Source organism: Paenarthrobacter sp. R1 (assembly GCF_030264015.1).
Classification (GTDB): domain Bacteria; phylum Actinomycetota; class Actinomycetes; order Actinomycetales; family Micrococcaceae; genus Arthrobacter; species Arthrobacter ureafaciens.
Map to the genome: position 1 here is coordinate 2192751 of NZ_CP127115.1, position 26697 is coordinate 2219447.

19 protein-coding genes are annotated in these 26697 nt (G+C 62.4%); 8 read left to right on the forward strand and 11 right to left on the reverse strand.

The window, feature by feature from the left end; translation table 11 throughout:
* Positions 1-62: 62 nt before the first annotated feature.
* From QN084_RS10675 to QN084_RS10695, 5 genes are all read right to left on the reverse strand, one after another.
* Complete coding sequence (locus QN084_RS10675) at positions 63-1745, reverse strand: ABC-F family ATP-binding cassette domain-containing protein (RefSeq protein ID WP_285751772.1); 1683 nt, start codon at positions 1743-1745, stop codon at positions 63-65.
* Positions 1746-1842: 97 nt separating this feature from the next.
* Positions 1843-3102 (reverse strand): FAD-dependent oxidoreductase, encoded by a 1260-nt coding sequence (locus tag QN084_RS10680; protein ID WP_031216747.1) that lies wholly within the window; start codon positions 3100-3102, stop codon positions 1843-1845.
* 12 nt (positions 3103-3114) lie between these two features.
* On the reverse strand, positions 3115-5103 hold the full coding sequence (locus QN084_RS10685) for a penicillin-binding transpeptidase domain-containing protein (RefSeq protein WP_069696657.1): 1989 nt from the start codon (positions 5101-5103) through the stop codon (positions 3115-3117).
* 68 nt (positions 5104-5171) lie between these two features.
* Complete coding sequence (locus tag QN084_RS10690; protein ID WP_021473143.1) at positions 5172-5828, reverse strand: response regulator; 657 nt, start codon at positions 5826-5828, stop codon at positions 5172-5174.
* The gene (locus QN084_RS10695; protein WP_170828589.1) at positions 5825-7111 is read right to left on the reverse strand and encodes a sensor histidine kinase; all 1287 of its coding nucleotides are present in this window, start codon (positions 7109-7111) and stop codon (positions 5825-5827) included. Before QN084_RS10695 ends, QN084_RS10690 begins: the two co-directional genes overlap by 4 nt.
* A gap of 194 nt (positions 7112-7305) precedes the next feature.
* Between QN084_RS10695 and QN084_RS10700 the strand changes: the two genes are divergently transcribed.
* Both QN084_RS10700 and QN084_RS10705 read left to right on the forward strand, forming a co-directional pair.
* Positions 7306-8379, forward strand: coding sequence for an ABC transporter permease (locus tag QN084_RS10700; RefSeq protein WP_069696585.1), 1074 nt, complete (start codon positions 7306-7308; stop codon positions 8377-8379).
* Between the two features lie 26 nt (positions 8380-8405).
* The gene (locus QN084_RS10705; protein WP_021473146.1) at positions 8406-9104 is read left to right on the forward strand and encodes an ABC transporter ATP-binding protein; all 699 of its coding nucleotides are present in this window, start codon (positions 8406-8408) and stop codon (positions 9102-9104) included.
* Here the strand turns inward: QN084_RS10705 and QN084_RS10710 are convergent.
* Complete coding sequence (locus QN084_RS10710; protein ID WP_021473147.1) at positions 9101-9502, reverse strand: winged helix-turn-helix transcriptional regulator; 402 nt, start codon at positions 9500-9502, stop codon at positions 9101-9103. The genes QN084_RS10705 and QN084_RS10710 overlap by 4 nt on opposite strands.
* A gap of 81 nt (positions 9503-9583) precedes the next feature.
* On the opposite strand from QN084_RS10710, the gene QN084_RS10715 reads away from it, so the two are divergent.
* Positions 9584-10189, forward strand: a complete 606-nt coding sequence (locus QN084_RS10715; RefSeq protein WP_069696586.1) for an NAD(P)-dependent oxidoreductase — start codon at positions 9584-9586, stop codon at positions 10187-10189.
* A 3-nt stretch (positions 10190-10192) separates the two neighbouring features.
* Here the strand turns inward: QN084_RS10715 and QN084_RS10720 are convergent, their stop codons facing one another.
* From QN084_RS10720 to QN084_RS10740, 5 genes are all read right to left on the reverse strand, one after another.
* On the reverse strand, positions 10193-11638 hold the full coding sequence (locus QN084_RS10720; protein ID WP_062098898.1) for a phytoene desaturase family protein: 1446 nt from the start codon (positions 11636-11638) through the stop codon (positions 10193-10195).
* Positions 11631-13121, reverse strand: a complete 1491-nt coding sequence (locus QN084_RS10725; RefSeq protein ID WP_285751673.1) for a glycosyltransferase family 87 protein — start codon at positions 13119-13121, stop codon at positions 11631-11633. Before QN084_RS10725 ends, QN084_RS10720 begins: the two co-directional genes overlap by 8 nt.
* Positions 13122-13335: 214 nt before the next feature.
* Positions 13336-13476, reverse strand: a complete 141-nt coding sequence (locus QN084_RS10730) for a hypothetical protein (RefSeq protein WP_164888676.1) — start codon at positions 13474-13476, stop codon at positions 13336-13338.
* A 590-nt stretch (positions 13477-14066) separates the two neighbouring features.
* Positions 14067-14645, reverse strand: coding sequence for a histidine phosphatase family protein (locus QN084_RS10735; RefSeq protein ID WP_021473152.1), 579 nt, complete (start codon positions 14643-14645; stop codon positions 14067-14069).
* Positions 14646-16112, reverse strand: a complete 1467-nt coding sequence (locus QN084_RS10740) for a CCA tRNA nucleotidyltransferase (RefSeq protein ID WP_021473153.1) — start codon at positions 16110-16112, stop codon at positions 14646-14648. It lies immediately after the preceding gene.
* Positions 16113-16296: 184 nt separating this feature from the next.
* Between QN084_RS10740 and QN084_RS10745 the strand changes: the two genes are divergently transcribed.
* From QN084_RS10745 to trxA, 5 genes are all read left to right on the forward strand, one after another.
* Positions 16297-16800 (forward strand): NUDIX hydrolase, encoded by a 504-nt coding sequence (locus tag QN084_RS10745; protein WP_021473154.1) that lies wholly within the window; start codon positions 16297-16299, stop codon positions 16798-16800.
* 27 nt (positions 16801-16827) lie between these two features.
* Positions 16828-18846 (forward strand): murein biosynthesis integral membrane protein MurJ, encoded by a 2019-nt coding sequence (gene murJ, locus QN084_RS10750; RefSeq protein WP_062098900.1) that lies wholly within the window; start codon positions 16828-16830, stop codon positions 18844-18846.
* Between the two features lie 141 nt (positions 18847-18987).
* Positions 18988-20583 carry a hypothetical protein gene (locus tag QN084_RS10755; protein WP_021473156.1) on the forward strand — a complete coding sequence of 532 codons (1596 nt, stop codon included), beginning with the start codon at positions 18988-18990 and terminating at the stop codon, positions 20581-20583.
* 239 nt (positions 20584-20822) lie between these two features.
* On the forward strand, positions 20823-21779 hold the full coding sequence (gene trxB / locus QN084_RS10760) for a thioredoxin-disulfide reductase (RefSeq protein ID WP_069696587.1): 957 nt from the start codon (positions 20823-20825) through the stop codon (positions 21777-21779).
* A gap of 31 nt (positions 21780-21810) precedes the next feature.
* The gene (gene trxA / locus QN084_RS10765; protein WP_021473158.1) at positions 21811-22137 is read left to right on the forward strand and encodes a thioredoxin; all 327 of its coding nucleotides are present in this window, start codon (positions 21811-21813) and stop codon (positions 22135-22137) included.
* Positions 22138-26697 lie beyond the last annotated feature (4560 nt).

Sequence of the window (26697 nt, forward strand, 5' to 3'; positions counted from 1 at the left end):
GCTCTCGCAGTATCTGCAAGAGCATCGGTCAAAAGGGGGTGGGATGTGGGAGAGGAAACGGACTAGCGGGCGCGGTCCACGCGCTTCTCGTCCCAGACCGGTTCCTCGGATTCGTACACCTTGCCATCGGACCCGAACACCAGGAAGCGGTCGAACGACTTCGCGAACCACCGGTCGTGGGTCACGGCCAGGACAGTTCCCTCGAAAGCGTCAATAGCCCGCTCGAGGGCCTCGCCCGAGTGCAGGTCCAAGTTGTCGGTCGGCTCGTCGAGGAGCAGTAGGGTAGCCCCGGAGAGTTGCAGCAGCAGGATCTGGAACCGTGCCTGCTGGCCACCGGAGAGCGACTCATACTTTTGTTCGGACTGGCCGGCCAAGCCGTAGGAATCAAGCGCACCGGCGGCTGCTTCGCGGGGCAGTCCCGAACGGTGCTCGTCGCCACGGTGCAGGATCTCCAGCAGGGTGCGGCCCAGGAGGTCCGGCCGGACATGCGTTTGTGCGAAGAACCCGGGGCGGATGCGGGCGCCCAGCTTCACGGTCCCCTCGTGCGGGACTTCGGCGATGACGACGTCGGACACCGGCAAATGCTCGCGCTCCGGGTCGGTGCCGCCGGTGGCAAGCAAACGAAGGAAATGGCTCTTGCCTGATCCGTTGGAGCCAAGCACGCCGACACGATCGCCAAACCAGATCTCCGTGGAGAACGGCTTCATGAGGCCGGTCAACTCCAGGTTCTCCGCAACCACTGCACGTTTGGCGGTTCGTCCACCTTTCAGCCGCATCCGCACATTCTGCTCAATGGGCAACGCTTCCGGTGGTCCGGCCTCAAGGAACTTGGCCAGGCGCGTCTGCGCAGCCTGGTAGCGATTGGCCATATCCGAGCGGAAGGCAGCCTTGTTCTTGTACATGTTGACGAGTTCCTTGAGCTTGACGTGCTCCTCGTCCCACCGCTTGCGCAGTTCTTCGAACCGGGCGTTCCGATCGGCCCGGGCTTCCACGTAGGAGGCGAAACCGCCGCCGTGGATCCACGCGCTGGCACCGTTGATGCCTGGTTCCAGCGTCACAATGCGTCCGGCAGCGTTGTTGAGCAGCTCGCGGTCGTGGCTGATGAAGAGCACAGTCTTCTTGGATTCGTTGAGCTTGGACTCAAGCCAGCGCTTCCCCGGAACGTCCAGGTAGTTGTCCGGTTCGTCAAGCAGCAGGAGTTCATCCGGTCCGGCGAACAACGCCTCCAGCACCAGCCGCTTCTGCTCGCCGCCGGACAGTGTTGAGGCGCGGCGGAACTGTGCTTTGTCGAAGGAGATCCCCAAAGCAGCCATGCAAACTTCGTCCCACACGGTCTCGACGTCGTAACCACCGGCGTCGCCCCAATCCACAATGGCCTGCGCGTACTTCATCTGGGTGGGCTCGTCGTCCCGCTCCATCATCGCCAGTTCGGCTTCCTCAACCGCTTTGGCAGCTGCGGCGAGGTTGGGTTGGGCCGTGGAGACAAGGAGGTCGCGGACGGTGGACTCGTCGCGCACCTGTCCCACAAACTGGCGCATGATGCCCATGTTTCCGGAGCGTCCCACCACGCCCTCGTCGGGAGTGAGATCGCCGGAGATGATCTTGAAGAGCGTCGTTTTGCCGGTTCCGTTGGGACCGATCAGGGCCGTTTTGGTGCCATCAGGGACCTTGAAGGTCACGCCGTTCAGGAGCTGGGTGCCGTCGGAGAGGAAGTAGTCGATGCCGGAAACGTCAACATGGGCCACCGCCCAATCTTCCCACGGCACGGGTTAATGCTCGACGGCGGTGCCCGGTTACGCGTCGCACCGCACCGTCGGCGCAACAGACCATGTGGATGGCTGGCTACGCGTCGGGCTTCCGTCGAGCAAAGCCGGGTGCGTGTTCGGGCAGCGGACCAAAGGCCAACATCCGCGCAGGGATCTTACGGAAGAGCGGAAACTTGCGGCTCAGGAAGACCAGCGCTCTGGGTGGTTTCGGCTGCTTGCCCGCCATGACCTGGTTGAAGATGGCCCGGTGCATGAGTCGCTGGAACGTTTGCACGATGACTGTGGGCAGCCAGCGCCTCTTCTGGACCGCAGCGAGGGTGTGGTCATCCAAACTGCCATCCAACAGTGCCGGCGCCAGGATCCTGGCGGCAGCCACCGCATCCTGGACCGCCAGGTTGATTCCCACCCCGCCCGCGGGGGACATCGCATGGGCTGCGTCGCCGATCAGGAGGAGACCGGGCTTGTGCCAGGTGGCAAGCCGGTTGAGTTTCACATCGAGCAGGTGAAGATTGTCCATGGACAGGATCTCACCCACACGGTCGGAGAGATCGGGGCGCAACCGCGCGATCCGGTTTCGGAAGGCGTCCACTCCTTCGGCCCGCAACTCCGGGTCCGAGCCCTTGGCTGCCAGGTAGGCGATCTGGTGGTAATCCCTGCGGGTCAGGCTGAGCAGGACATCCGAGTCGCCAAAGCGCGGGGAAATGGAGGCCACCCGTTCTATTTCTTCCGGGTCGCGGGAGAGCCTGAACCACCACACATCGAAGGGGACCGGGAACTCCTTGGGGGTCAGGCCCGACTTTGCGCGCAGCACCGATCCCCGGCCGTCGCAGGCAACCGTCAGGGGAGCCTGCAGGTCATGGGTCTCCAAAGTTCCACCGGTGATTGGATCCTTGATGCGGTAGCGCACGCCGGCGACCGCCCCGGAGCCATCCGTCAGCAGGTCCGTCGCCTCGGCATTCATGATGAGCGTGAAGCAGGGTTCCTGCCGGGCAGCGTCCACCAGGAAGTTCAAAAGGTCCCATTGCGGCACCATGGCCACGTAGTTGTACGGCTCCTTCAGCAGCCCAAAATCCGCCAACACAAACTCCCCGGAGCCGGCGGGGAGCCGGAAGTTGTCCATCCTGCTTTGCGGGAGTTGCCGGAACCCGTCACCCAGCCCCAACTCATCGAGCAAACGGAGGGTGGAGGCGTGCACCGTGTCACCGCGGAAGTCCCGGAGGAAATCGGCGTGTTTCTCCAACACGGTGACGTGGACTCCGGCCCTTGCAAGGAACAAACCCAACACAATGCCGGCCGGACCTCCGCCGACCACAGCGCACTGAGTGGGTTTCTCCATGCCAGCCTCCCGTTAGCCTGCCGCAGTCAGGAATGACTTCAGCAAGGGTCCGCTGGTGGTTGCGCCCAAGCCGCCGTCCTCGACAAATACTGCCACCGCAAGGTCTCCGTGAACAGCAACAATCCATGCATGGGTTTTTGGCGGATCCTCGTTGCCGAACTCAGCCGTTCCGGTCTTCGCGCCCACAGGCGCCCCCGGAACCTGGGCCAGGAACCCGGCGTGCCCGGACGTCACCACGGCCCGCATCATGTCCGAGAGCCCAGCGGCTTCTTCCTTGGTGATCGGGTTGGTGGACGCCGGGGACGGCGTTGTGGTCGCCGTGGCGGAAGCCGACGACGGCGACGCGGTGCCGCCTTCCGCTGGCGCAGCACCGGCGTCGGGGTTCCGGGTTTCCGCATCAGCGGCGTCTGCATTCAACACCAACTGGGGTGAGACCGGAGCTCCGTTGTCCACGGATGCGGCCATCACCGCTGCCGCCAAGGGCGAGAACAGGACCTTGCCCTGGCCGATCATGGACGCCGCGTGTTCGGTGCCTTCAGCTTCGCCGGGCACGGACCCAAGAAATGCATCCGCACCCAGCTTGGGGGCCTCAACCGCCACACCAAGTGCCGTTGCCGCCGACTCCAGCTGGGCTTGGCTGACGGTATCCCGGGCATTGATGAATGCGGTGTTGCAGGAGTGTGCAAAGGCATCCCGGAGGGCGACCGATCCCAGGGAACCTTCCGGGTAACCCTCGGCATTCTTGAAAGTGCGGCCGTCCACGGTGACTGTCGGCGGGCAGTCGACCTTGGAATCCGGCGTAGCACCATTGCGGAACATGGCCAGCGAGTCCACGATCTTAAAGGTTGAACCCGGCGCGTACTGGCCCAGGAAAGCCGTGTTGTAACCGTTGCTGCCGGGACCCGACGCTGCCGCGAGCACAGCCCCGGTGGACGGCCTGAGGGCAACGATCGCGGACGCCGGTTCAATGTTGGCGAGGGTTTCTTCAGCCAGCTGTTGGAGTTTCAGGTCCAGCGTGGTCTTGAGGGTGGTACCCGCTTCAGCCGGGGTCGAGAAGAGCACTTTGGTGTCCGGGGTCCCGCCTTCCGCTGCGGGTTTGGCGACAGCAACCACTTCCACGCCGTCCTTGCCGCGCAAAAGGGAGTCGTACTTCTGCTGCAGGCCACCGGTCCCGGTGCTGTCGCCTGCCCGCAAGGCACCGTTCGACTTCTCGATCTGCTCGGCACTGGCCTGTCCCACGGAGCCCAGCAGGGCCCGCGCGAAGGTACGCGTCGGTGCCAGCGCCATGGAATCGGCGATGCTCGCACCGCCGGGGATTGCCTTGATCTTCGCCTCGGTGATGTCTGCCGTGTAGGCCCGGAGCACAATTCCTTCAACGAACGCCTGCGGTCCGGAAGCGGCAACCTGCTTCGCGTATTCTTCAACGTCCAAGCCGAGCAAGGCAGCCATGGCGCGGGCCGAGGCATCGGATTGATCCTCGGAAACCTTGGTTTTGTCGATCCCCACACGGAAAACCGGCCGGTCCTCAACGATCGGCGTGTCACCGGCACCAAGAATCCCGCCGCGTTGGGCCGGAACCGTCTTGGCGGACAACGTCTCTCCGTCTGTCAGTTCAGGCGCCAGGAGCCCGGGGTTCCACTGAACGGCCCATTTGTCCCCGTCCTTCTTAAGGGAGGCCTCCAGGCTGTACTCCCATTGGGCGGACCCGATGTTCCAGCTGTAATTCAAAGGGACGGTTGCGGTGTCTCCGTCGAGCTTCACCTCTCCGGACTGGACCGAAGGTTTCGCACCGAGTCCCTGGAACACCGCCTTAAGTTCGTCATTCGCCGCCGCGGCGTCCTTGCCCTGAACGGCGAGCTGACCGACGTCGAGCGCTTCCAGCGACGAGGCCAGCTGCTTGGCGGCGTTCTCGGCACCCTCACGGCCATCGCCGCAGGCTGTCAAAGAGCCGGCCATCATCAGCGCAGCGAGTCCCAAGACCAGATTCCTAAGTTTCCCCATTTGCGTCATTATGCCGGGTTCCACTGACAGTTTCCCGTCCCGACCACACATCGGACGGTCGCGCGTGCCTACTGGCCCCTGATGATCCTTTGCTTGGTTGCGGCGGCGATTGCGGCTGTCCGGTTGTCCACTCCGAGCTTGGCGTAGATATGCACCAGATGGGTTTTTACGGTGGCCTCGGAGATAAACAATTGCTTCGCCAGGGCACGGTTGCTCATACCTGTGGCCAGCAGTTCAAGCAGTTCGACTTCCCTGCCGCTCAGCGCCGGCGAAGGGTTCCGGATGCGGCCCATGAGCCGGGCGGCAACCTCCGGGGCCAAGGCGGTTTCGCCCGACGCGGCAGCCAGCACGGCTTGCCGGATCTGTTCGGGTGGCGCGTCCTTCAGCATGTAGCCGCTTGCGCCCGCCTCCACTGCGGCGAGGATGTCCGCATCGGTGTCGTAGGTGGTGAGGATGAGGACAGGCGGCGGCGGACTGCCGCCTTCGCCGGCCCTGATTTTTCCCGTTGCGGTGACGCCGTCCATTCCCGAACCCATTTGCAGGTCCATGAGCACCAGCTGCACGGGTTCGCCCAGGGTGTTCAATCTGGTCAACTCAGCCAGCGCGGCGGCGCCATCAGCCGCTTCGGCCACCACGGCGACCCCGGGGAAGTCGGCCAACATGGCGCGCAATCCTGCCCTGACAACCGGGTGGTCATCCACCAACAAGACCCTTATGTCCTTCATGCCGGATCCTTCCCTCGAAGTGGCAGCCGGATGGCCACCACCGTCCCTTCTCCCGGCGACGACTCAACGTCCAAGCTGCCGTTGAGTGCGGTTACCCGCTCCCGCAGGCCGGAAAGCCCGACGCCGGTTCCGTCACCGCGCGCCGTACCGGCCGCCGTCGTGGGATCGAAACCTACGCCGTCGTCGAAAACGTCCAGTGTCACCTCCGTGCCCGGATCCGCGTCGAGAAAGGACAAGGTGACGACGGCGGAGCGCGCGTGGGCGTGTGCCCACACGTTTGCGAGGGAAGCCTGGGTGGCCCGGAGCAGGGTGGTTTGATAGGCGTTGGGCAGTTCTACCGGCGTACCCACCAACTCGAACCGGCACCGAAGATCCGCCCCGCGGGCAGCGGCTTCAGTCTCCGTCTTCATGCAAAGTCGCCGGAGAGTGTCCACCAACCCCGACTCCGCGAGGTCCGGGGAGCGAAGGCCCCGCACGAAGTTGCGGGCTTCGGCCAAGTTGGCGGAAGCCGTCTCTTGAACCGTCCTGAGCCGCTCCCGGGCAACGTCTACATTTCCCTCAGCCAAGGCCTTCTCTGCGGATCGGCCCATGAGGACAATGCTGGAGAAGCCCTGCGCCAAAGTGTCGTGAATTTCGCGTGCCAAGCGTTCCCTCTCACCGACCATGCCGGCCTCGTGCTGGGTCCGGGCGAGTTCGGCGCGGGTCCGCCTGAGTTCTTCCGCCACGCGCCGTTGGCTTTCTGCCTCGTGGAACAGGGCCCGATACGCCATCCCGGTGACCACGGCGAAGCCGGCCCCGAACACCGGCCCCAGAACCATGGCCGGCTGAAGCCCGCCGTCGGCCGTCCCCTGGCCGTGGAACCAGAGGGCACCCACCAACAGCGCGGTAGTAGCCGCAATCGAAAGCAGTGCGGCGGAACGAGGCAGGAGGTGCAACTGCAGGAAGAACAGCGGGAAGGCAACCCAGGCGAAGTCGCCGCTGACCAGCAGCAGCAGGAGCCACAGAAGCATGACGGCACCAAGCCACCACCCTGCGTAGGGCGAGGGATCAAAAGCTTCGGCTGAGTTGGCGTGGCGCTTTTCCAGGACCGTCCCGGTCAAGTAGACGACTACAAGCACAGTGGAAAGTGCCAAGCCGGCTGTGAGGGCAAGTTGCGGCACGCCGGGTCCTGCCAGCAGCCGGACCACTGCGACCAGCAGCAGAACCGCGAAGCCCACGTGAAGGCTCACCCGAAGCACGCGGAGAATCGCCGTAGTCGGGGTATCGCGTTCCTGGAGCTGCACGTCTTCCAGCGTATCTTCGGGCCGTGGCGGGAACGGGGGAATGTGGCGGATCCGCACCCGAATCAACCTTTCGGTTGATTCGCCCTTCAACCCAACGATTCCCGTCGTTCATCCCTGTTCCCGATGGAATGGCGGGCGTGTAACGGAAAAGTTGGGAGTGCCGGGACAGGCCCGGACCAATACGAAGGAATCAAATGTTTCTTGCCATCCGCGACATCCGTTTCGCGAAAGGCCGCTTCGCTCTCATGGGAGGCGTGGTGGCCCTCATAACGCTCCTGCTCGTCATGTTGTCCGGGTTGACTGCCGGCCTGGGCAACCAATCCACGTCGGCCATTGCCGCGTTGCCTGTGCAACAGATCGTGTTCGGCGCGCCCGCAGGCAGCCAACCCACGTTGTCCTATACGGAATCCGAAGTGTCCAGGGACCAGCTCCAGTCGTGGCGCGGAAGGCCTGGCGTCGCCTCGGTCCATGAACTCGGCATCAGCCAAACCCGCTTCCAGTCGGTCAACGGAAACGGGGAGGCTAGTGGCACAGCCAACGTGGCAGTTTTCGGCGGAGACCTGGTGGATGTGGATGACGGGACAGCGGTTGTCAGTGAGAGTGTGGCCAAGGAACTGGACGTACAGCCGGGGAGCCGCGTTCGCCTCGCCGGCACCACGTTCGTGGTCTCGGACGTTGTGGGGGACCAGTGGTACTCACACACTCCGGTCGTCTGGACCACGCTGTCCGACTGGCGCTCCATTTCGCACTCCGCACCTGATACGGCAACCGTCCTGGGCGTGAAGTCCGACGCCGGAACCTCCTTGGATATCCAAGCCGCCAACGCGGCGGCCGGGACGGTCAGCAGCGACGTCCAGGGATCTTTCCAGGCCCTCGGTTCCTACAAGAGCGAAAACGGCTCACTCATGCTGATGCAGGCATTTCTTTACGGCATATCGGCCTTGGTAATCATGGCTTTCCTGACTGTGTGGACCGTACAGCGGACCCGGGACATTGCCGTTCTCCGGGCTCTTGGGGGATCAACGGGTTACGTCCTGCGTGATGCGTTGGCCCAGGCGGCAATCGTGCTGTGTGCCGGGGCTGGTGCGGGCGGACTGCTGGGGTTGATCGGCGGTACGGCTGCCGCACAAGCTGCACCCTTCCTGATCACCCCGTTGACCACTCTGCTTCCCGTAATGGGCATTGTGGTCCTGGGATTGGCCGGAGCGGTCCTGGCCGTTGGACGCGTCACCAAGGTCGATCCATTGCTTGCCCTCGGCGGCAACTAATTCATTCCACGAAAGGTATATGTCCAATGTCAGCCCTTGGCCTTGTCAACGTCTCGCTGGAGTACGCGGACGGTTCTTCCACCCTTAAAGCACTCGACCACGTGGACCTCACTGTTGCCCAGGGTGAGTTCCTCTCCGTGGTCGGGCCTTCCGGCTCAGGGAAGTCATCGCTGCTTGCCGTCGCTTCCACGCTCATCGTGCCGACACATGGCGTCGTCATCATCGACGGCGAAGACGTCACCGCAATCACGCCGGCCCAACGCACCGTGCTGCGGCGTGAAAAGGTTGGCATCGTCTTCCAGCAACCCAACCTCCTGCCGTCGTTGACCGCCGTCGAGCAGTTGCTGATGCGGGAGCATCTGCGGGGGAAGGCCGGGGCAGGAGAACAGCGCAAAGCGCGGGAGCTCCTGGACACGGTTGGCCTCGGTTCAGTCCTGGACAAGCGTCCCCATCAGCTCTCCGGCGGGCAGCGTCAACGGGTCAACATTGCCCGGGCGCTCATGCGGAACCCCTCCGTCCTCCTTGTCGACGAACCCACCGCCGCGCTGGACCACCAGCGGAGTGAGTCGATCGTCCGGTTGCTCAGAAGAATTACGGACGAGTTCGCAACAGCGACCGTGATGGTCACCCACGACACCGAGTTCCTTCCGCTGACCGATGCGGTGGCCGTGATGCGGGACGGGCGCCTCAGCCGCGAAAGCATCCCTTCCACGCAGATGAGTTAGCCTCCTGCGGGGCCCAGCACCGCCTTGTCCTGCTCCTCGTCATAGGCATCGCGTGCTTCGAGGATGGCGGGAACGTGACTCTCGGCCCACTCCCGCAACATCCTCAGCGGTTCCAGGAGGGAGGCGCCCATCTCGGTGAGTTCGTAATCCACGCGTGGTGGCACTTGGGCGTGGATGGTCCGGGTGATCAGCCCGTCCCTCTCCAAAGTCCGAAGCGTCTGGGTCAGCACCTTGGGCGTCACCACGTTGACCATCTTCCGCAACTCGGAGAAACGGACCGGGCCGTCGCCCAGGACCTGAATGACCAGCGAAGCCCATTTGTCCCCGATCCGTTGGAGGATCACCCGGGACGGGCAGTTGGGATCGAAGACGTTTGCCGGCAGTTTGGAGGTATCCACGAGGTAACTAGGTTCCTTTGAAGCTATCAGTATCAGAAAGATACTTTTGGTTCATCACCAGCTTAGCAACCGAGGAGAGCTATGAAAATCGCAGTATATGGCGCAAGCGGAATGGTCGGCAGCGAGATCGTCAAGGAGTCCCTCAGCCGTGGTCATGACGTCACGGCCATCTCCCGCAGTGGCACCGAAGTCCCCGGAGCCACCTCGAAGGCCGCCGACCAAGCTGACAGCCAGGCGTTTTCCACAGTGGCCAGGGACCACGACGTCGTTGTGCTGGCGACGGGCCCCAGCCGCACCGGCGGCGACCACGCCGAGTGGCTCGAGGCCATGTCCACGGCCTACAGCAACGCCGCGGGCACCCGCCTGATGATCGTTGGCGGAGCCGGCACGCTCGAGGTGGACGGGGTCCGCCTGCTCGACTCACCTGAGTTCCCCGAAGCTTACAAAGCCGAGGCCACTACCGCAGCGAAAGCACTGGAGGCAGTCCGTGAGGCACCGGAAGAACTCGACTGGACTGTCCTTGCTCCCGCCCCGGTGATCCACCCGGGAGAACGCACAGGCGCATACAAGGTGGCCAGGGATACACCGGCCGGAGCGTCCATCTCCTCGCAGGATTACGCAGTAGCGATGCTGGACGAGATCGAGTCTCCGAGCCACCGCCGCACCCGGTTCACCGCAGCAAACTAACCGTCAGGACACCAGGCCAAGCCCGGGTACGCGTTTATTGAATATGTCCTTAAGGGCATATTTGGCGGCGTTGTATCCGGGCATGCCGGTGACGCCCGGTCCCGGGGACGTGGAGGAGGAACACAGGTACACCCCGGGAAGGGGAGTGCGCCACGGGACGGGGGAGACTACGGGCCTTCGAAGGAGTCCCAGCAGGTCCATCTGCCCCGCACTGAAGTCCCCACCCACGTAGTTGCGGTTGTAGTCGGCCAGTTCCACCGCCGTCGTGGTCTTTGATGCCACCACCACATCCCGGAAGCCGGGGGCGTAGCGTTCGATGCGGGAGATGACGGCCTCACCCATGTCCACGGTGGAACCCTTGGGCACGTGGCAGTAGGTCCACAGGATGTGCTTTCCCCGGGGTGCCCGCGATGAATCGAACAGCGATGGCTGGGAGGCCAGGACGTAGGGTTCGCCGGGATGCTTTCCCATGGCCACGAGGTTCTCGGATTCAGCCATTGCGGTCCTGGATCCGCCCACGTGGACCGTTCCTGCCTTCGCCAGGGCAGCATCGCGCCAAGGAACGGGTGCGGAAAGAATGAAGTCCACTTTGCAGGCGGCATTTCCGAAACGGAATGCTTCCAAGGCACGCCGGTACCTGTCCGGCACCTCGGATCCACCCAGGCGAAGCAGCGCAGGCGCCGCCACATCAAGCAGGATGGCCTGGGCCGGACGCACCTGGTCCAGTGACTCCACAGCCTGTCCCGTATGGATGGTTCCGCCGTGCGCCACCACGTCATCGGCCATGGCCTGTGCGATGGAGGCCGACCCTCCCGTCGGAATGACCCAACCACCGGCGTGGGCCAACACAGCCAGCATCAGGCCGGCACCGGTAGCGGTCAGGGCGGGCAATGCCGAGACTGCATGCGCCATGACGCCCGTCAGCAGGGCCGGTGCTGCGTCCTCGCGGAAGCGCCGGTTCCAGAGCGGCGAACCCTGATCCAGGGTTGCGAGTCCCAACTGCACAGCTGCCAGGGGATCGCGCGGCACACGCAGCAGCTGGTAGGACGTAAAGTCCACTATTCCGTCCACGCGGTTCAGCAGCGGCTCAAGCAGGCGCCGGTAGGCCGCACCGTCGTTGCCGAGTTCCAACGCAGTACGCTCCAGCGATTGGTACGCCACCGCGGCACCTCCTGAATCCAGCGGCGTACCATGCTGCACTTCAGGGACCACCAGCTCAACGCGTTTGGCAAGCTCGAAGTCCTTGAAGAACGGCGATGCAACAGCCATCGGATGCACCGCCGAGCAGACATCATGGAAATGCCCCGGCTCGATCAGCTCGGAGGTCCTTGTGCCACCCCCGATCGTGGCACCCGCTTCGTAGACGTGTACGTCCAAACCGGCCCGGGCCATCACCACAGCAGCGGCAAGACCGTTGGGACCGGAACCTACGACGGCGACATCAACCATCGCTGCCCACCTCCACTGATCGGGGTTCTTTGCGGGACCACGGACGAACCGATAGCGATGGATGCCGGAGGTTGACCCTCAACCAGTCCTTGGCGCCGTTGAACGGACCACCGTGGGGATCGTCGTCTCCGTGGCTCCGCAGGGGATCCTGCGACGGGTCCAGGACGTCCATGACGACCCGTGCCATCAGGTACGCAGTCACGGCCATGTGCAGGATGACGGCCAGGACGTACGCGGACATATCGATATTGTGCTGGGCTGCGCCGCCACTGGTTGCCTGCCCGAGGTACATCCAGATGGCCCCCCAGTGCAGGGCTTCTGCTGCCTGCCAGATCAGGAAGTCACGCCAGCGGGGCCTGGCCAGTGCCAAGAGGGGAATAAGCCAGATGACGAACTGTGGGGAGTAAACCTTGTTGGTCAGGATGAAGGCACCCACGATCAGGAAGGCCAGCTGGGCGAGCCTTGGCCTCCGGGTGGCTGTCAACGCCAGCATGCCGACCAGGACACACGCAACAATGAACAGGTTCAACGCCAGGGAATTAATGGTGGAGGCGGTGAGCTGGGTCCATTGCAGCCTCTCCGCCGCCAGGTTGTAGGCGAACCAGGGAGAGCTATAGCCGGCCGGCCGGTCCTGCGTGAATTCGAAGAAGTACTGCCACCCGGACGGGTTCATCGCGGCAATGGGAAGGTTGACCGCAAGCCAGGCGGCAAGCGCCGCACCCGCGGTGGTGAAGAATGTCCGCAGCTTCCCGCTCCGGATGGCGAGCACCAAAACCGCCCCGAGAATCAGGACCGGATAGAGCTTGGTGGCGGTCCCCAAGCCGATGCAGATGCCTGCCAGGACGGGTTTGTTCCGCGAGAACAGGAACATGGCCAAGGCAAGTAGTCCGACCGCCCACAAATCCCAGTTAATGAACCCGGCCAGGATGATGCCGGGCGCCACAACCACCATGGCGGCGTCCCAAGGCCGCCGTTTGTTCATGCGCGCTGTCAGCAACACGGTGACGATCCAGATGGCTACGATCAGCGTGGCGTTGACATCGAAGTACCCCAGGATGCGTTCCGGCCCTGGACCATTGCCCGGAACCACCAGGGCAGTGAGCCCCGCGATGATTCCCATCAGGACCGGATACTCAAACAAGCTTCCCTGGGTAAAGAAGGGAAAAACGCCATCTCCGAGGCCGCGGTTCTTGAACAGTTCGGGGAAGTCGGAGTAGCAGGTGGCGTAGAACTGTGACGGTGTTTCCCAGCCGTTGACGCGGCAATAGTCTTTGGCCACCACAGCGATCAAGGCGGCGACCACGGTCAGGATGACAAGGACCCGCTCAACGGTGAACGGCCCGGGGGAGACCTCGCCGGGGGCAGAGTGGCGGCCCATGGGTCCACCAACTACTTCGGTGAAGTTGCGGAGCAGGGAATCGTTGCGGCTGGGAACCACAAAGCGGGCACGTTTTCGCTGCTGGTGCGGCTTCGTCTCCTGCATGAGTCGAGCTTACAGTCCGGCCGGGCGGGGGCGTCACCGCGTGGACCACGCTTCGATCGGTCGACGCCGGTCCGTCAGTCACTTCCCCGCGCCCGGAATGCACTTCCTGGACAGGCTTCCTTAAAAGGGGGAAGCCCACGCGTAGCCGCGTGGGCTTCCTGGGGTTCGGCATGAGCGTGCGCCATGGGAGCTCCTTTGCAGTGGCTGAACGATGTCAGCGGATGAGTCCCATCTGGTGCAGGACCACGTAAACGTCTTCGCGGTGTTGATCCAGCAACTGGCCGTTAAACAGGGTGCGGTTCTTGGGAGCATCGCTGCTCTTGTGAACTCGCAGGTCTTCGGGGCGTTTTGCCATCAGATTCACCTCCTTTCATTGTTTGTTCAGTATTTGGGCACGCCAATTAGAGCCTTTGAATTCACAAAAGAATCCGGCCATCATTGGACAGAAAATATCCCAAATGGATTTAAAGGGAGAGCGGACTAATTCAGGAGCCGGAGGAATTGCATGCAAAGGCCGGCAATCACCCAACAAGAAGCTGGTTCTGAACTATGGGGAAACTGCGTACCCGGCTTCCGGGCTCCGCTCATGGGAACAACGCACTGCTGTCCCCCCGGGATGCAGGGACAGGATCCAATCTCCGCCGGCGTCAACGCCGGTCCGGTAGATCTTTAGTGCCGGTGATTCCGAAGACGGCGCGCGACAACAGCAGAGGCCGGGGCAGCAATGAAAGTCATCTTCCATCCGCTAGTCAAAGTAATCATTTTCCCAACCTCCTTCTCTGGCCGTTGCCGACCTGTCATGGCCTTCAACCGGACTGACTAACCCGGGAAAGCACGCCGCGTTCCCGGCAAGACGCTCTGGGAACAAGATTCAAGGTACAGCAGCACCGACATAAATACCAGCAGGAATTGGGAAATTCCCAAAATTATTTGGAAATTCTTTCCTCAGAGGCCCCAGCGGATAATCGCCGGTGTCCGCTTGTCCCACCCAAGAGTGCATACCTTCGCGGTTCCCAACAGGAAATGCCGCCCTTCTTTGGCGTCCATTTCCAGCCAACGGGCGGTCAGGATGCGGGAGAAGTGGCCGTGCGCAACCACCAGGACATTGTCCATTCCGGATTCAAGGACCCTGCCGATGATTTTGTCGGCCCGGGCAGCCACCTCGTCCAGGGTTTCCCCGTTGGGCACGCCGTCGGTCCAGATGAGGTAGTCCGGGTTGTCCTTGCGGATGAGGTCGGAGCTGATGCCCTCGTAATCCCCATAATTCCATTCCACGGCCAAGGGCTCGTGGACAGCGTCCGGAAAGCCGGCCAACTCCGCGGTACGCCGGGCGCGGCGCAACGGTGACGTGAGCACCAGGTCGAAGTCGATGCCTTCCAACACCTTGCGCGCCTCGACGGCCTGCTGCTCGCCCTCCACCGTCAGGGGAAGGTCCGTCAACCCGGTGTACTGGCCGCTCTTGGACCATTCAGTCTCGCCATGGCGAAGGATCCACAGTTGCGGGCGCGGGGAGATCGCGTTCAATTAGGACTCCTCTGTTTCGGTTGAAGGTTCGACGACGGCGGACTCCGGCTGTTCCTGCCACCATGCCAGAAGCTTGGACTCGGCTTCCTCGGGAGCGAGTGGCCCGTGCTCCATGCGTTCCTCAAGGAGGAACTTGTAAGCCCGCCCAACCACGGGTCCGGGCTTGAGTCCCAGGAGCGCCATGATTTGTGCACCGTCAAGATCGGGACGGATGGCAGCCAGGGATTCCTGTTCCAAAAGGGCGGCTATCCGCTGTTCGAGGTCGTCATAGGCGAAGGCCAAACGATCGGCCTTGCGCTGGTTGCGCGTGGTGACATCGGATCGGGTCAGGCGGTGGAGCCGTTCCAAATGGGGTCCGGCGTCGGTCACGTAGCGGCGGACGGCGGAATCGGTCCATCCGGCGTCGCCGTATCCGTAGAAGCGCATATGGAGTTCAACCAGGCGTGCCACCGCTTTAATGGTGTCGTTGTCGAACCGCAGGGCCTTCATCCGCTTGGCCGTCAGCTTGGCACCTACTACGTCGTGATGGCGGAAGCTCACCGCGCCGCCGGGTTCGAAGCGGCGCGTAGCGGGCTTGCCGACGTCGTGCATCAAGGCCGCAAACCTCAGCACGAAGTCGGGCCCGGGCACGGCTCCGTCCCGGTCCGTTTCCAGGGCCGCTGCTTGCTCCAGGACTTGCAGCGAGTGCTGGTATACGTCCTTGTGACGGTGGTGCTCATCGGATTCAAGCCGCAAGGCGGAGACCTCGGGGAGCACGAACTCGGCCAGTCCCGTGTCCACCAACAAATCCACGCCAACCCGCGGATGGGCGCCGTTGATGAGCTTGACCAGTTCGTCGCGAACGCGTTCTGCGGAAATGATCTTGATCCGTTCAGCCATGTGGGTCATGGCGTGCCGGACGTCATCGTGGACGGAAACCCCCAGCTGGGATGCAAAGCGGGCAGCGCGCATCATCCTCAGCGGATCATCCGAGAAGGAGGCCTCCGGCGCGCCCGGGGTGGAGAGTTCGGAAGCGTGCAGGTCGCGTACGCCGCCAAAGGGATCCACGAGTTCCAGGCTCGGGAGCCGCAGGGCCATGGCGTTGATAGTGAAGTCCCGGCGCAGGAGGTCATCGGTCAGCGAGTTGCCGAACGCCACCACGGGCTTGCGGGAGTCGGGATCGTAGGCCTCCGCGCGGTAGGTGGTGACCTCGATCTGGAAGCCGTCCTTCCTCATCCCGATCGTGCCGAACGCCCGTCCGATCTCCCAGAAGTTATCTGCCCACTTCTTGATGACTGAGATGGTCTGGTCCGGTGTTGCATCGGTAGTGAAGTCGAGATCGGGGGAGGTCCGGCCGAGGAACAGGTCACGCACAGGCCCACCGACCAAGGACAGCTCGAATCCGGCATCGACAAAGCGCTGCCCGAGGTCGAGCACCACCGGATCGATGGTGAAGTTAACAGAAGAGCTGTCCAATACGTGCGCCATAGTCCCTTAAGCTTGGCAGATTTTTGGGCCGCATTGGGCCAGACCAGGCGTCAAATGCAACCGCCGTCGTTTCCAGTCCATCTTGCGGCCATGTCCCGGTCATCACTCCCGGGCAAGAGTCGTTAGAGTGGACTTCATGGCCAACCCGATCCCGAGCGCTCCTGGCAGGAGGACAAACGCACCGTTGCCGTCGGCAATCGGAGCGCACGTCGCGCCTGCCCCGCAGCACCCGGTCCAGGCCTCGCTTCCCACCGTTGAGGAAATCTCGGCCGGTGGCGTCGTAGTAGATACGTCCGACGGCGAACTCAGGGTTGCGATTATCGCCCGCCTTAATAGGGGTGGCCGGCTTGAATGGTGCCTGCCGAAGGGACACCCTGAGGGCCGGGAGAACAATGAGGAAGCCGCTGTCCGCGAGATCGCGGAGGAGACCGGCATCGAGGGCAGCATCCTGGCCCCGCTGGGAAGCATCGATTATTGGTTCACTGTGAGTGGCCACCGCGTCCACAAGACCGTCCATCACTTCCTCCTGCGGGCAACGGGCGGGGAACTGACCATTGAGAACGATCCGGACCAGGAAGCGGTGGACGCAGCATGGGTTCCTATTCAGGAACTGGCACGCAAACTGTCGTTCCCCAATGAGCGCCGCATTGCCGATCTGGCACGGGAAGTGCTGCCGGAACACCTCTGAGCCCCTCGACGTGGGACGATAAAGGCGATGTCTGAAGCCAAAACCACCCAGTCCGTTCAATCCGGTGAAGCCCGTTCCAGCGCCATTATGGCGGCTGGAACCTTGGTCTCCCGGGTCCTTGGCTTCGCCAAAACCTGGATGCTGGCCGCCGCCCTGGGCCTCGGATCCACGGTCACTGACACGTTCATCAACGCGAACAACCTGCCCAACCTGATCTTCCTCCTGGTAGCCGGCGGTGTCTTCAACGCCGTCCTGGTTCCCCAGATCATCAAGGCCAGCAAAGCCCCCGACCGTGGAGCGGACTACCTCAGCCGGCTCCTGACCCTCGCGGTGCTGCTCCTGCTCGCCCTCACGGCGCTCGTCACATTGGCTGCGCCGCTGGTCATCGAACTCACTACCCAGGGCTACTCGGAACAACAAAAGGCACTGGCTGTCACTTTTGCGTTCTGGTGCCTGCCGCAGATCTTCTTCTATGGCCTGTACGCACTCCTGACGCAGGTACTGAACGCGCACGGCGCCTTCGGACCTGCCATGTGGGCGCCGATCCTCAACAACCTCGTAGCCATCGCCGGCTTGGGGATGTTCATCTGGCTCCTCGGCGCCAACGCCACCAATCCGCACACCCTGGACAACTGGGGCCCCACGCAGACTTTCCTTGTGGCAGGGTTCTCCACCATCGGCGTCGTGGCCCAAACAGCCATCCTGATGATCCCTGTCATTCGCTTGAAGCTTGGCCTCAGGCCCCGCTTCGGTTGGCGTGGCGTGGGACTTGGCCAGGCCGCCAAGTTGAGCGTCTGGACGCTGCTGACCGCCGCCGTCGGGCAGTTGGCCTTCCTGTACGTCATGAAGGTGGCCACCATCCCCGGCGCCGAGCGTTTGCGCCTTGCCAATGCGGGGGAGACCACCGCGGCCTCCACGCTTCCCGGTAACGCCATCCTCGAAGTCGCCAGCCAGTTGTACCTGCTGCCGCACTCCATCATCGCGCTGTCCCTGGCCACTGTCCTCTTTAACCGCATGACCCGGGCGTCCCAGGACGGGAACAAGGACGAACTGCGTGACGCCCTTTCCCACGGTCTTCGGACCATGGCAGTCGCTACGGTCTTCGGGGCGCTGGCGCTGTTCGCGCTTGCCGGACCACTGGGCATGTTCTTCTCCGGCGGTGAACCCCAGGACGGCGTCATGCTGGCGCAGACCCTCACTATCCTGGCGCTCAGCACGCCGTTCATGAGCGCGAACTTCATGATGTCGCGCGTCTTCTATGCCAACGAGGACGCCCGCACGCCCCTCTACGTCCAGTTGTTGTTGGCCGTGGTCTACGTGGTGGGGGCCTTCGTCATCCAGTTCCTGCCCGTCGGCCAGATCATCTACGCGATCGCCGTCCTATATACCTTGGGCAACATACTTTCCGTCGTGATCAGCGTCGTCTTCCTCCGCCGCATGCTGGGCCACCTCGACGGTCCGCGCATTGCCAATTCCTATATCCGCATGGGTTACGCGGGATTGGGATCCGCCCTGGCAGGCGCTTTGGCCCTGTGGCTCCTGGGCAGCTACCGTGCCGACGGTTTTGCGTGGAGCAGCCGCCCCGCCGCAGTGGTGACGGTGGTCGTCGTCGGGCCTGTCATGTTGGTTGCCTACCTCCTGCTGTTGAAGGCCTTCCGGGTCACCGAACTGCGCGACCTCATGCGACCGCTCCTGGGACGCTTCGGCCGCGGCGTGCCCGTCAGTGCTGGTGGACGGGACCAGGAACAAGAAAGCACGACGCCGGCACGCGCCACGGTTTCCGACGATACCGGCCTGATTCCACGCATCTCGGGCGAGTTCGACGCCGCGTCCTTCCGCGCCGGGCCGGCTGTGGAACCACAACAGTCGGCTGAACAGCACCCTGAAGTGCCGGGGGCCTCCGAGTATCTTCCGGACGAGGACGTACCCAGCACCGCTAAGGGCGGACGGTTCCGTCCGCAGGTGCCGCTCCCGGGGCGCAGGACTTACCAAGGGGAGGCCGGGCAGAATCCCTACTTCCCGTCCGAGGACCAAGGAAGCAAGTAAACCGGTGCCGTCAACACGGGCGCCGGGTGGCTATCGGCTAGGCTAGAAACGAATATTGGTAGTTGCAAAAGCGGTTCGGCCCGGCTCAGTGGGCGTGCCGCCTGCAGGACCCGCAGCTCCCGGACAGCCTAGGAGGAACACGTGTCCCACCCGATCGACGTCGGATCAGTGCTTGGCGGCCGCTATAAAGTCACAGCCACCGTATTGACCTCGCATGACCAAGATCTGGTGCTCGACGGCGTCGACCAGGTTCTCAACCGTCCCGTGAGCATTCTTGTTGCCGGGCCGGGAAACGCAGAGCAGGTAGCCCAGAGCGCACGGGAAGTGGCTACGGGGGAACGTCCTGGCCACGTGCAGATCCTGGACCTCGGCGTCAGCGACAACACCACCTACCTGATCACCAACCACAGTACGGCTCCGGATCTCCTGGACCTGGTGGTTGCCACCAACCCCCCGTACGTTGAGCCGTTCTTCACCGAAACCCTCGGCAGCGAAATCTTCGGCCAGTCCCGTACCTACGAGCCCGAAACCTATGACGGCCTCTACGAGGACGACGAGCACGAGGCCGAATACATCCAATATGACCGCGATGGCTACCCCATCCACCGGGAGGGTGACGCAGAAGTTCCTGCCGCGCCCGCAGTTCCGCCGAGGCCTGAGGCCAGCCCGGGGTCCGCAAAGGGTTTTGGGGCCAAGATCGCTGCCGCGGCTGCCGGAGCGGGAGCAGCAGGAGCCGCTGCCGCTGCTGCCCTGAAGCAGGCAGGTACCAAGAACCACGACGCCGGTGTGGCCGCTGGCGCTGCCGGGAACGGAGCCGCGGGTAACGACGTGGAGCCGCCGACCCAGGCGGTTTCTTCGCCGCCTCCTGCGCCTGTGAGCAAGCCACAGACCGCACCCCAGCCTCCCCGCGAACCGGCTGCCGAACCGAAGGTGTCACTGTGGTCCGAGGAAGACTATGGTGCTGCGGGGGGTGCTGCGGGTTCAAACACCACCGACCCCGGATATGACCGTGCGGCAAGTAGCTTCCCCGCTTCCGCCGCCGTGGTGGACGAAGACTACGATGACGAGGTTTACGAAGACGAAGCGCCCGCCAAGGAGCCGCGGTCGCTGCGCTGGCTGGTAGGTGGGCTCCTGGCTGCCGTGCTCATTGTTGGTCTGGTCCTGGCTGTCACGAACCTGGGCAGCCTCCTGCCGAGCTCCCAGCCTACGGCTGCCCAAACCACCACCGAGCCGCCGGCTACGGGCACGCAGTCCCAGGAACCGACACCGACCGAGAGCTCAGCCCCTTCGGCGCCGCCGGCCGTTGACTCGATCACCCGCCTCGGTACTTTCGACTTCGCAGCGACGTTCGACAAGGATCTGCCCAAGGCCTTCGACGGCAACGCTGCCAGCTACTGGTCCGACATGGAATTCGCTACTCCGGACTGGGGCGGACTCTCGGGGGAGATGCCGCTCGTCATCAAGCTCAAGGAACCGGCAGAGGTTAAGTCGGTTGTCCTTAACCAGCTGGGCGGATCCGGCGGCAGCATCAGCGTCTTCACCAACGACCGTCCGGCGATGGATGGCGCCAAGCTGGTGGGCACCAACAGCTTCACGTCGCCTGAGTTGACCATGCCACTGGCGGCGCCGACACAGACCCAGTACGTCATTGTGGTCATCAAGTCGCTGCCCAAGCTGGCTGCCCCCAAGACCCGGTTCGGCTACGGACTACGGTTGGCTGAGGTCACCGTCCAGTAGCTCCACCCAACTAAGTCGCAGTAGGGGCCGTTTTGATTCGTCAGAACGGCCCCTACTGCTACCTACATTGGCGTCACCGCTTCGATTCAGCGCCCCTTCAACCGGTACCCTGAATGATGGTGGCTTTTGGGGTCCCTTCGCGTCCCCTGAAGCAACGGAATATTTGAACAGTTGCCGGGGTTGAGTCAGGTGGCTGCCCCGAAAGCCGCAGCTTCGATCAGGAAAGAGGTTCACGCCACGTGAGCATTGCAGAAAACAACGCATCGCAGGTGCGTGACGTCATCATCGTAGGCTCAGGCCCGGCCGGCTACACAGCTGCCGTATACACCGCTCGCGCCAACATGAAGCCTCTGCTCATTGCCGGTTCCGTCACCGCAGGCGGCGAACTCATGAACACCACTGACGTTGAGAACTACCCTGGTTTCCCCGAGGGCATCATGGGCCCGGATCTCATGGAAAACTTCGAGAAGCAGGCCGCACGTTTCGGTACCGAGATCCTCTTCGAGGACGTCACCGCGTTGGATCTCGACGGCGACATCAAGAAGGTCACGATCGGGACGGGGGAGACCTTCCAGGCCAAGGCCATTATCCTGTCCACCGGTTCTGCCTACCGCGAGCTGGGCTTGGAGAACGAAAAGCGCCTCTCCGGCCACGGAGTCAGCTGGTGTGCAACCTGTGACGGTTTCTTCTTCAAGGACCAGGACATCGCTGTTATTGGTGGTGGCGACTCCGCAATGGAAGAAGCATTGTTCCTGACCAAGTTCGCCAAGTCCGTCACGGTGGTGCACCGTCGCGACACCCTCAAGGCTTCCAAGATCATGGCAGACCGTGCTCTTGCCCACGAGAAGATCAACTTCCTGTGGAACACCGCAGTCGACGATGTTCTCGGCGGCGAAAAGGTCACCGGGCTGAAGCTGAAGAACGTGGTTGACGGTACTGAGTCCGAACTCGCTGTCGCCGGTGTCTTCGTGGCTATCGGCAACGATCCCCGCACCGACCTGGTGAAGGGGAAGGTGGGACTGACTCCTGAGGGCACCATCGCTGTTGAGGGCCGTAGTTCACGCACGAGCATCAAGGGTGTCTTCGCTGCCGGCGACGTCATCGACCCCACGTACCGCCAGGCAATCACCGCCTCCGGCTCCGGTTGTGTAGCTGCCTTGGATGTAGAGCACTACCTGGCCGACCTGAACTCCTAAGCTTCATCGCAACCAAAAGAAGGGAAGAGTTATGAGCAACGCTAAAGACGTTACCGACGCAAGCTTCAGCACCGATGTCCTGGCTTCCGAGAAGCCTGTCATCGTTGACTTCTGGGCAGAGTGGTGCGGTCCCTGCCGCAAGCTCGGCCCGATCCTCGATGAGATCTCTGTCGAGTACGGCGACAAGGTGGACGTCGTGAAACTGAACGTAGACGACAACCCCGCCATTGCCGCCGAGTACGGCATCACTTCCATTCCCGCTGTATACCTGTTCAGCGGAGGCGAAGTGAAGAGCACCGTCATCGGCGCCAAGCCGAAGCAGTTCTTTGAAAAGGAATTCGCGGACGTACTGTCCTAGTCTTCCGGGCTCAGAAGGCCGGCGGTTCCGCTCCTGCGGGAGTGGAGCCGCCGGTCTTTGCTGTTTTTCTTTGAAATAAATTCACTTCGGTTTATTTTGCGTGCTCTATGCCGTGGACGAGCTTTCCCTGAGCGGTCTGGTGTTTGGATGGGTATGAGGTACCCGTATGGCGGTGAAACGCTTAGGGCGGAGCGCTTCTCAGCCACGGTGCTGCTGAATCGTGGTGGGTGGTTTCACGTGAAACGGTCCCCGCGGACGTCGAGGGCTTCGCAGTCTTTCGCCGGCTCATGAGAGTAGCTTCGTTCAGAGTTCCTGGGTCAGCCGCTGGTTCGCAAAGGTAGACCGCAGAGGATAGTCAGGGAGTGGTGATTTTCCGGTGCGCTCCTGCGGGACATTTCGACGCCACTTAGCGCCTCCCGGGGTCCGAGAACGTTCTAGGGTGCTTCAATGCCAACCGCGCTTCAGGGCCCGCGGACAGTCATGACTCGTCGACTCTTCCGTCAAGACCGGCACCAACGCGTCCTCGTGGCTCAGCTCGCACCACTCAAATCGCTCCGCGTGGCAAGACTCATGGGAGATCTCCTGGCTGGATCGTGGGATGCGCGCTATGCGTCTGGGCTCTAACAGAGGTGCCCCGTGCTTAAGTCTTCTATGTGATGCGTCTTCCCAAAAGCACTCCAGGAATTGCTACGGCATTCCTGCAATCACTTCACCCCTTCCTCGTGGACATCCTCGACCAACGAGAAGCGTGTTATCACGTTAGGAACTAGTCAGTCAGTACCAGCCAGCTATGTGGTGCGATATCCGGTTTCACGTGAAACATATTCCTGGCTGCCCTCAGCGGTGCTTTAAATCGCCGCATAACAGCATCCTGTGCTGCACTCGAGCCGATTGCCTGCTCGGGATTTCATTCTCTGCCCCTAAAGATAGTCACCAGAAGCTCTACAACCGTCCAGAATGATAGGCGATGGGGCTTCGTTTCACGTGAAACATTGCGCCAACTACCCGTGTAAGCTTGAGCGCACGCTTCTAAACCGAGTAATTGGCGCTGACAACAGCGCGATCTACCTCGATCTCAGGAGAGTCCCCTGAGTCACGCGCACCCCGTCTGAACGCGGGGAATTGACCTCCACGGGCAACCGATGACTCTAAACCGGTGCCGAACGTGAGACAAATCGGAACGCGCCTGACCCAAGATGCACACCAGCGCACGCGTTGCCGCGGCCGCGCCCGCCATAGCCACGCCAGGAACTACTACGCATGGACAAGCTAAGCCTCCCTTCAGGTATTCCGCAGAACCTCTACTTGGCCGCACATCGGGCCCGGCCCGTACGGTGTCTTCTGCATCGAATGGCGTGCATAGAAAGGCGACCCTCCGTACACCGCCTCGATACGTGCGTAGCAGGCAACGTGAGAGAAGGCTGCTCTCGTCGTAGCGCTGCGTCAAACCCAGTTTCCGGGTCCGTTCAAGCGCTTAGAGAGTCGGTTCCTCCGGCAGGAGAGCATCAACTGCAGCGTTTCGTGTCGAGCTGAAACAGAATCTGCTTCGTGTCTAAACCTCAACTAGCCATGCTGATGCCACCAAAACTAGTTTGCACCCGGCTCTCAGTGGGTCATGACAGCTGTACTGAGCGGGTGGCGTCAGACAAGCGGAACTCGGCCAGCCCGATGGACAGCGGGCCACCAAATCGACCACTCCTTCCCGCACTCCGCCCTGAGGGACGCTCGAGCGGGCCTAAGGGGCACATGTGATGTGACGGTTTCACCCAGGTATTACCCAATGTGGGTTCCCGAGTTCCAACCGGCCCTCTCACCACCAACGCACTAGCAGGAGATACCGGCACTTCCTTGAACCCCGCCACCTCAATCCCTGTTTCACGTGAAACATAAGTGGACCCAGTATGCAGACTGTCGAGAGTAAACGGGTTGCGCCGCTCGGTCCCCGGTGACCTTTTCCGGATCGAACCCTGAAGTGGGGGACACCGCGCTGCCCGCTCCAGCTTGCTCGAGCCTAAAGTACACCGGCGTTTCGGCCTTCGTATTCTGGGGCTTTCCAACGGAGATGGAGGATCCGTGCGGCTGCATTCCTACCGGCCTGGGCAAAGGTGAGACACCCGCCAGCACTTACGAGGACGAATTGGACGCGAGTCCTTCATCAACACCTATAGGCCGGCCCATCACGGAGCGGGCACATGTCAGAGGTGCCTGGGCCGAACTCAAGGTCAAAGAAACCGAAGGTATCCACAGCCCTAACAGCGAACAACTCGATAGCCTCGTTCGTCGCATTGGCGGTTGAATCCCTCTGTCTCCAGAGTCGCCCTAGGGCCGGGTGTGCCCGGTCCTGATGGTGGAATGTCGCCTGTGGCGTGGCATTTCATCCACAGCTACACATTACGTGGCATCACCCGGAGCCACGTGCCAGCGCGTTGAAGTCGCGTCGAGATGTGGGCTGGGATCCGCAGCCTGCTCAGCTAGGCACTTCAGATCCGAATCGTGTGACTGCCTGCCACACTTGTTTCACGTGAAACATCGAGAATCCGCGGAGGGGGCCACCCCTAGGAGCGGACCGCACCTTCCTTGGAGTCCCAGTTCCGGTCTTGAAGAGGTCACACAACCGTTGGCTCGCCGAGGCTGCCTCCTTCAGGTCGAGATTTGTTATGAAGTACGTGGATGAGCGCAGACGAGGCCGCGTATGAGACATCCGATGATTGTGATGCGGGACAACAACTATCCTGCCCATTCCTGGTACCGCGGGTTGGGGCCACCTAGGGTTGTCGTACCGTCCTGCATTCCGCCCCCGGTCCTGCTTCATCTCCATCCATTGGCCGGGGGAGTTTCCCGGCCCCGAGGGTGAGCTCCACTTGGCTGTGGTCGTCACTGCAGTCGTTCAAGTAGGCCGGATCGCTCCGAGCTTACCCGTCCACTGAGCCCTAGGTGACCGCAAACACCGTATGAGTATCCACACATCGGACCCGAGTTATTCACAAGGTTATCCACAGGCTTATCCACGCGGTCTTAACGATCCGACACATCCACCTGCCCACACGTAAGCACCGCCCTCGGCCCGCTGAATATCCGCATCGGGCTTGCCCCAGGCCCTCAGACGCGGGACTCCCCCTCAGGTGCCACAATTTCCTCAGAATACGACTGATTTCGCCTTCACAGACGACGCAGCGCGATGCGATCTAACCTCGCAGCCTTCGATAAACGTGGACATTGAACCACGGCTGTTCGTTGAGCCCTTCCCGTCATAGCACCCCAGTGAAGACGTGCCCGGTGAGCTCACATGGACTCATGTCTTATCCCCAAGGTTATCCACAGGCTTATCCACGGCCGGACGGTATGAGCTGGCGCTATCCACATGCAGTCCTCCCGGGCTCAATGATAAGAACGAGTCTCTACTCTTCTTCACCAGATGCTGTTTCACGTGAAACATCGGAAGCAGGGCCGCCGGCTGCGGTACAGACGGCATGTACCGCCCAGTCCCGAACGCAAGCTAGGCCACGTCTACGGTCTTTAGCACATACGCCAGGACGCTCACGTCATCCCTACCTCATCACTGAGACCTACCTCATGACATCAGATCTTTCACGGAATCGCGCCACGCCGTCAGGCCCGCATCAAACCTTCAGGAATGGCGCCGCCGGCAAGGAAGGTGGTAGGAGCTCTGGGACCAAGCCACAGAAGTGGGCACAATGCCGCAGCTCTCTTATGCGGAGGACGTCAGACGGGTGCGCAGGAGACACCGCCAAACTCCAGCCCGCCCACCGCCATCGTCTGGGCACACGTAAGGCAACTAGACACATGTAGGGCATCCAGGCGGACGTCAAGCAGACGGGCAGTCGTCAAGCAGGCGGCTTTCCGCAACTCCCGGACATATCGTCTGGTCATCCGAGTACCTACGCAGCCATCCTCCGGGGGAGCGTCCACCCGAGGCTGGGCACGGTCAATGCAATATCGCATCAGACGTAGAGTCTCCCAGTATCGCGCCGCGTACCATCACTGTTCCGCGCGTTGAGAGGCGTAAGAGCGTCCGACGATTCTGGGGTCGACTCACCAAAACCCCATCATCTCTAGGCTCCAGAGAAACTCGAAGCTGCGGTTCCTCAAATAGCAATGACAGCTAATCGCTAGTAGCGCTGCTGAGGATGGTTCAGGCTAGGCGCTCTCTGGGTTGCGCCCAGCCAACTCAACGGGTCGTGCGTATCGCAGCAGCTAATCCTTAGGATTGCGCATCAGCCGCGGCCACGCCTAGGGGAGTCGCCTGCAGGGGCGCCCTAAGAAGAGACCAGTCACGCTCGGGGGAGCCGTGGCCTGTGACCAGGACCCAGCTACGCCCGGAGCCCTGCCTTGCGACTCTGAGCGGCCTTTGCACGGTCGGCTCGTACTGCACGGCCTTCTTCCGACCTCGTCGGCCCCATCCACAAAGGAGCACTCCTGCGTTCCAGGGCCTGAGGGCTGGCTCAGTCGGAGCATCGAGTCCAAAGGCTACAGCCCGAGGGATTCTCCAGCGAACTATGGTGCTTCTTACCGGCGAATCCCTGCCACGCCCAACGGCAT

Excerpts from the sequence above, each read along its gene's own strand:
- QN084_RS10700 (WP_069696585.1), top strand. The coding sequence starts at position 7,306 with ATGTTTCTTGCCATCCGCGACATCCGTTTCGCGAAAGGCCGCTTCGCT.
- QN084_RS10690 (WP_021473143.1), bottom strand. The coding sequence starts at position 5,828 with ATGAAGGACATAAGGGTCTTGTTGGTGGATGACCACCCGGTTGTCAGG.
- QN084_RS10725 (WP_285751673.1), bottom strand. The coding sequence starts at position 13,121 with ATGCAGGAGACGAAGCCGCACCAGCAGCGAAAACGTGCCCGCTTTGTG.
- trxA (WP_021473158.1), top strand. The coding sequence starts at position 21,811 with ATGAGCAACGCTAAAGACGTTACCGACGCAAGCTTCAGCACCGATGTC.
- QN084_RS10740 (WP_021473153.1), bottom strand. The coding sequence starts at position 16,112 with ATGGCGCACGTATTGGACAGCTCTTCTGTTAACTTCACCATCGATCCG.
- QN084_RS10680 (WP_031216747.1), bottom strand. The coding sequence starts at position 3,102 with ATGGAGAAACCCACTCAGTGCGCTGTGGTCGGCGGAGGTCCGGCCGGC.
- QN084_RS10720 (WP_062098898.1), bottom strand. The coding sequence starts at position 11,638 with ATGGTTGATGTCGCCGTCGTAGGTTCCGGTCCCAACGGTCTTGCCGCT.
- QN084_RS10730 (WP_164888676.1), bottom strand. The coding sequence starts at position 13,476 with ATGGCAAAACGCCCCGAAGACCTGCGAGTTCACAAGAGCAGCGATGCT.
- QN084_RS10715 (WP_069696586.1), top strand. The coding sequence starts at position 9,584 with ATGAAAATCGCAGTATATGGCGCAAGCGGAATGGTCGGCAGCGAGATC.
- QN084_RS10685 (WP_069696657.1), bottom strand. The coding sequence starts at position 5,103 with ATGGGGAAACTTAGGAATCTGGTCTTGGGACTCGCTGCGCTGATGATG.
- QN084_RS10705 (WP_021473146.1), top strand. The coding sequence starts at position 8,406 with ATGTCAGCCCTTGGCCTTGTCAACGTCTCGCTGGAGTACGCGGACGGT.
- murJ (WP_062098900.1), top strand. The coding sequence starts at position 16,828 with ATGTCTGAAGCCAAAACCACCCAGTCCGTTCAATCCGGTGAAGCCCGT.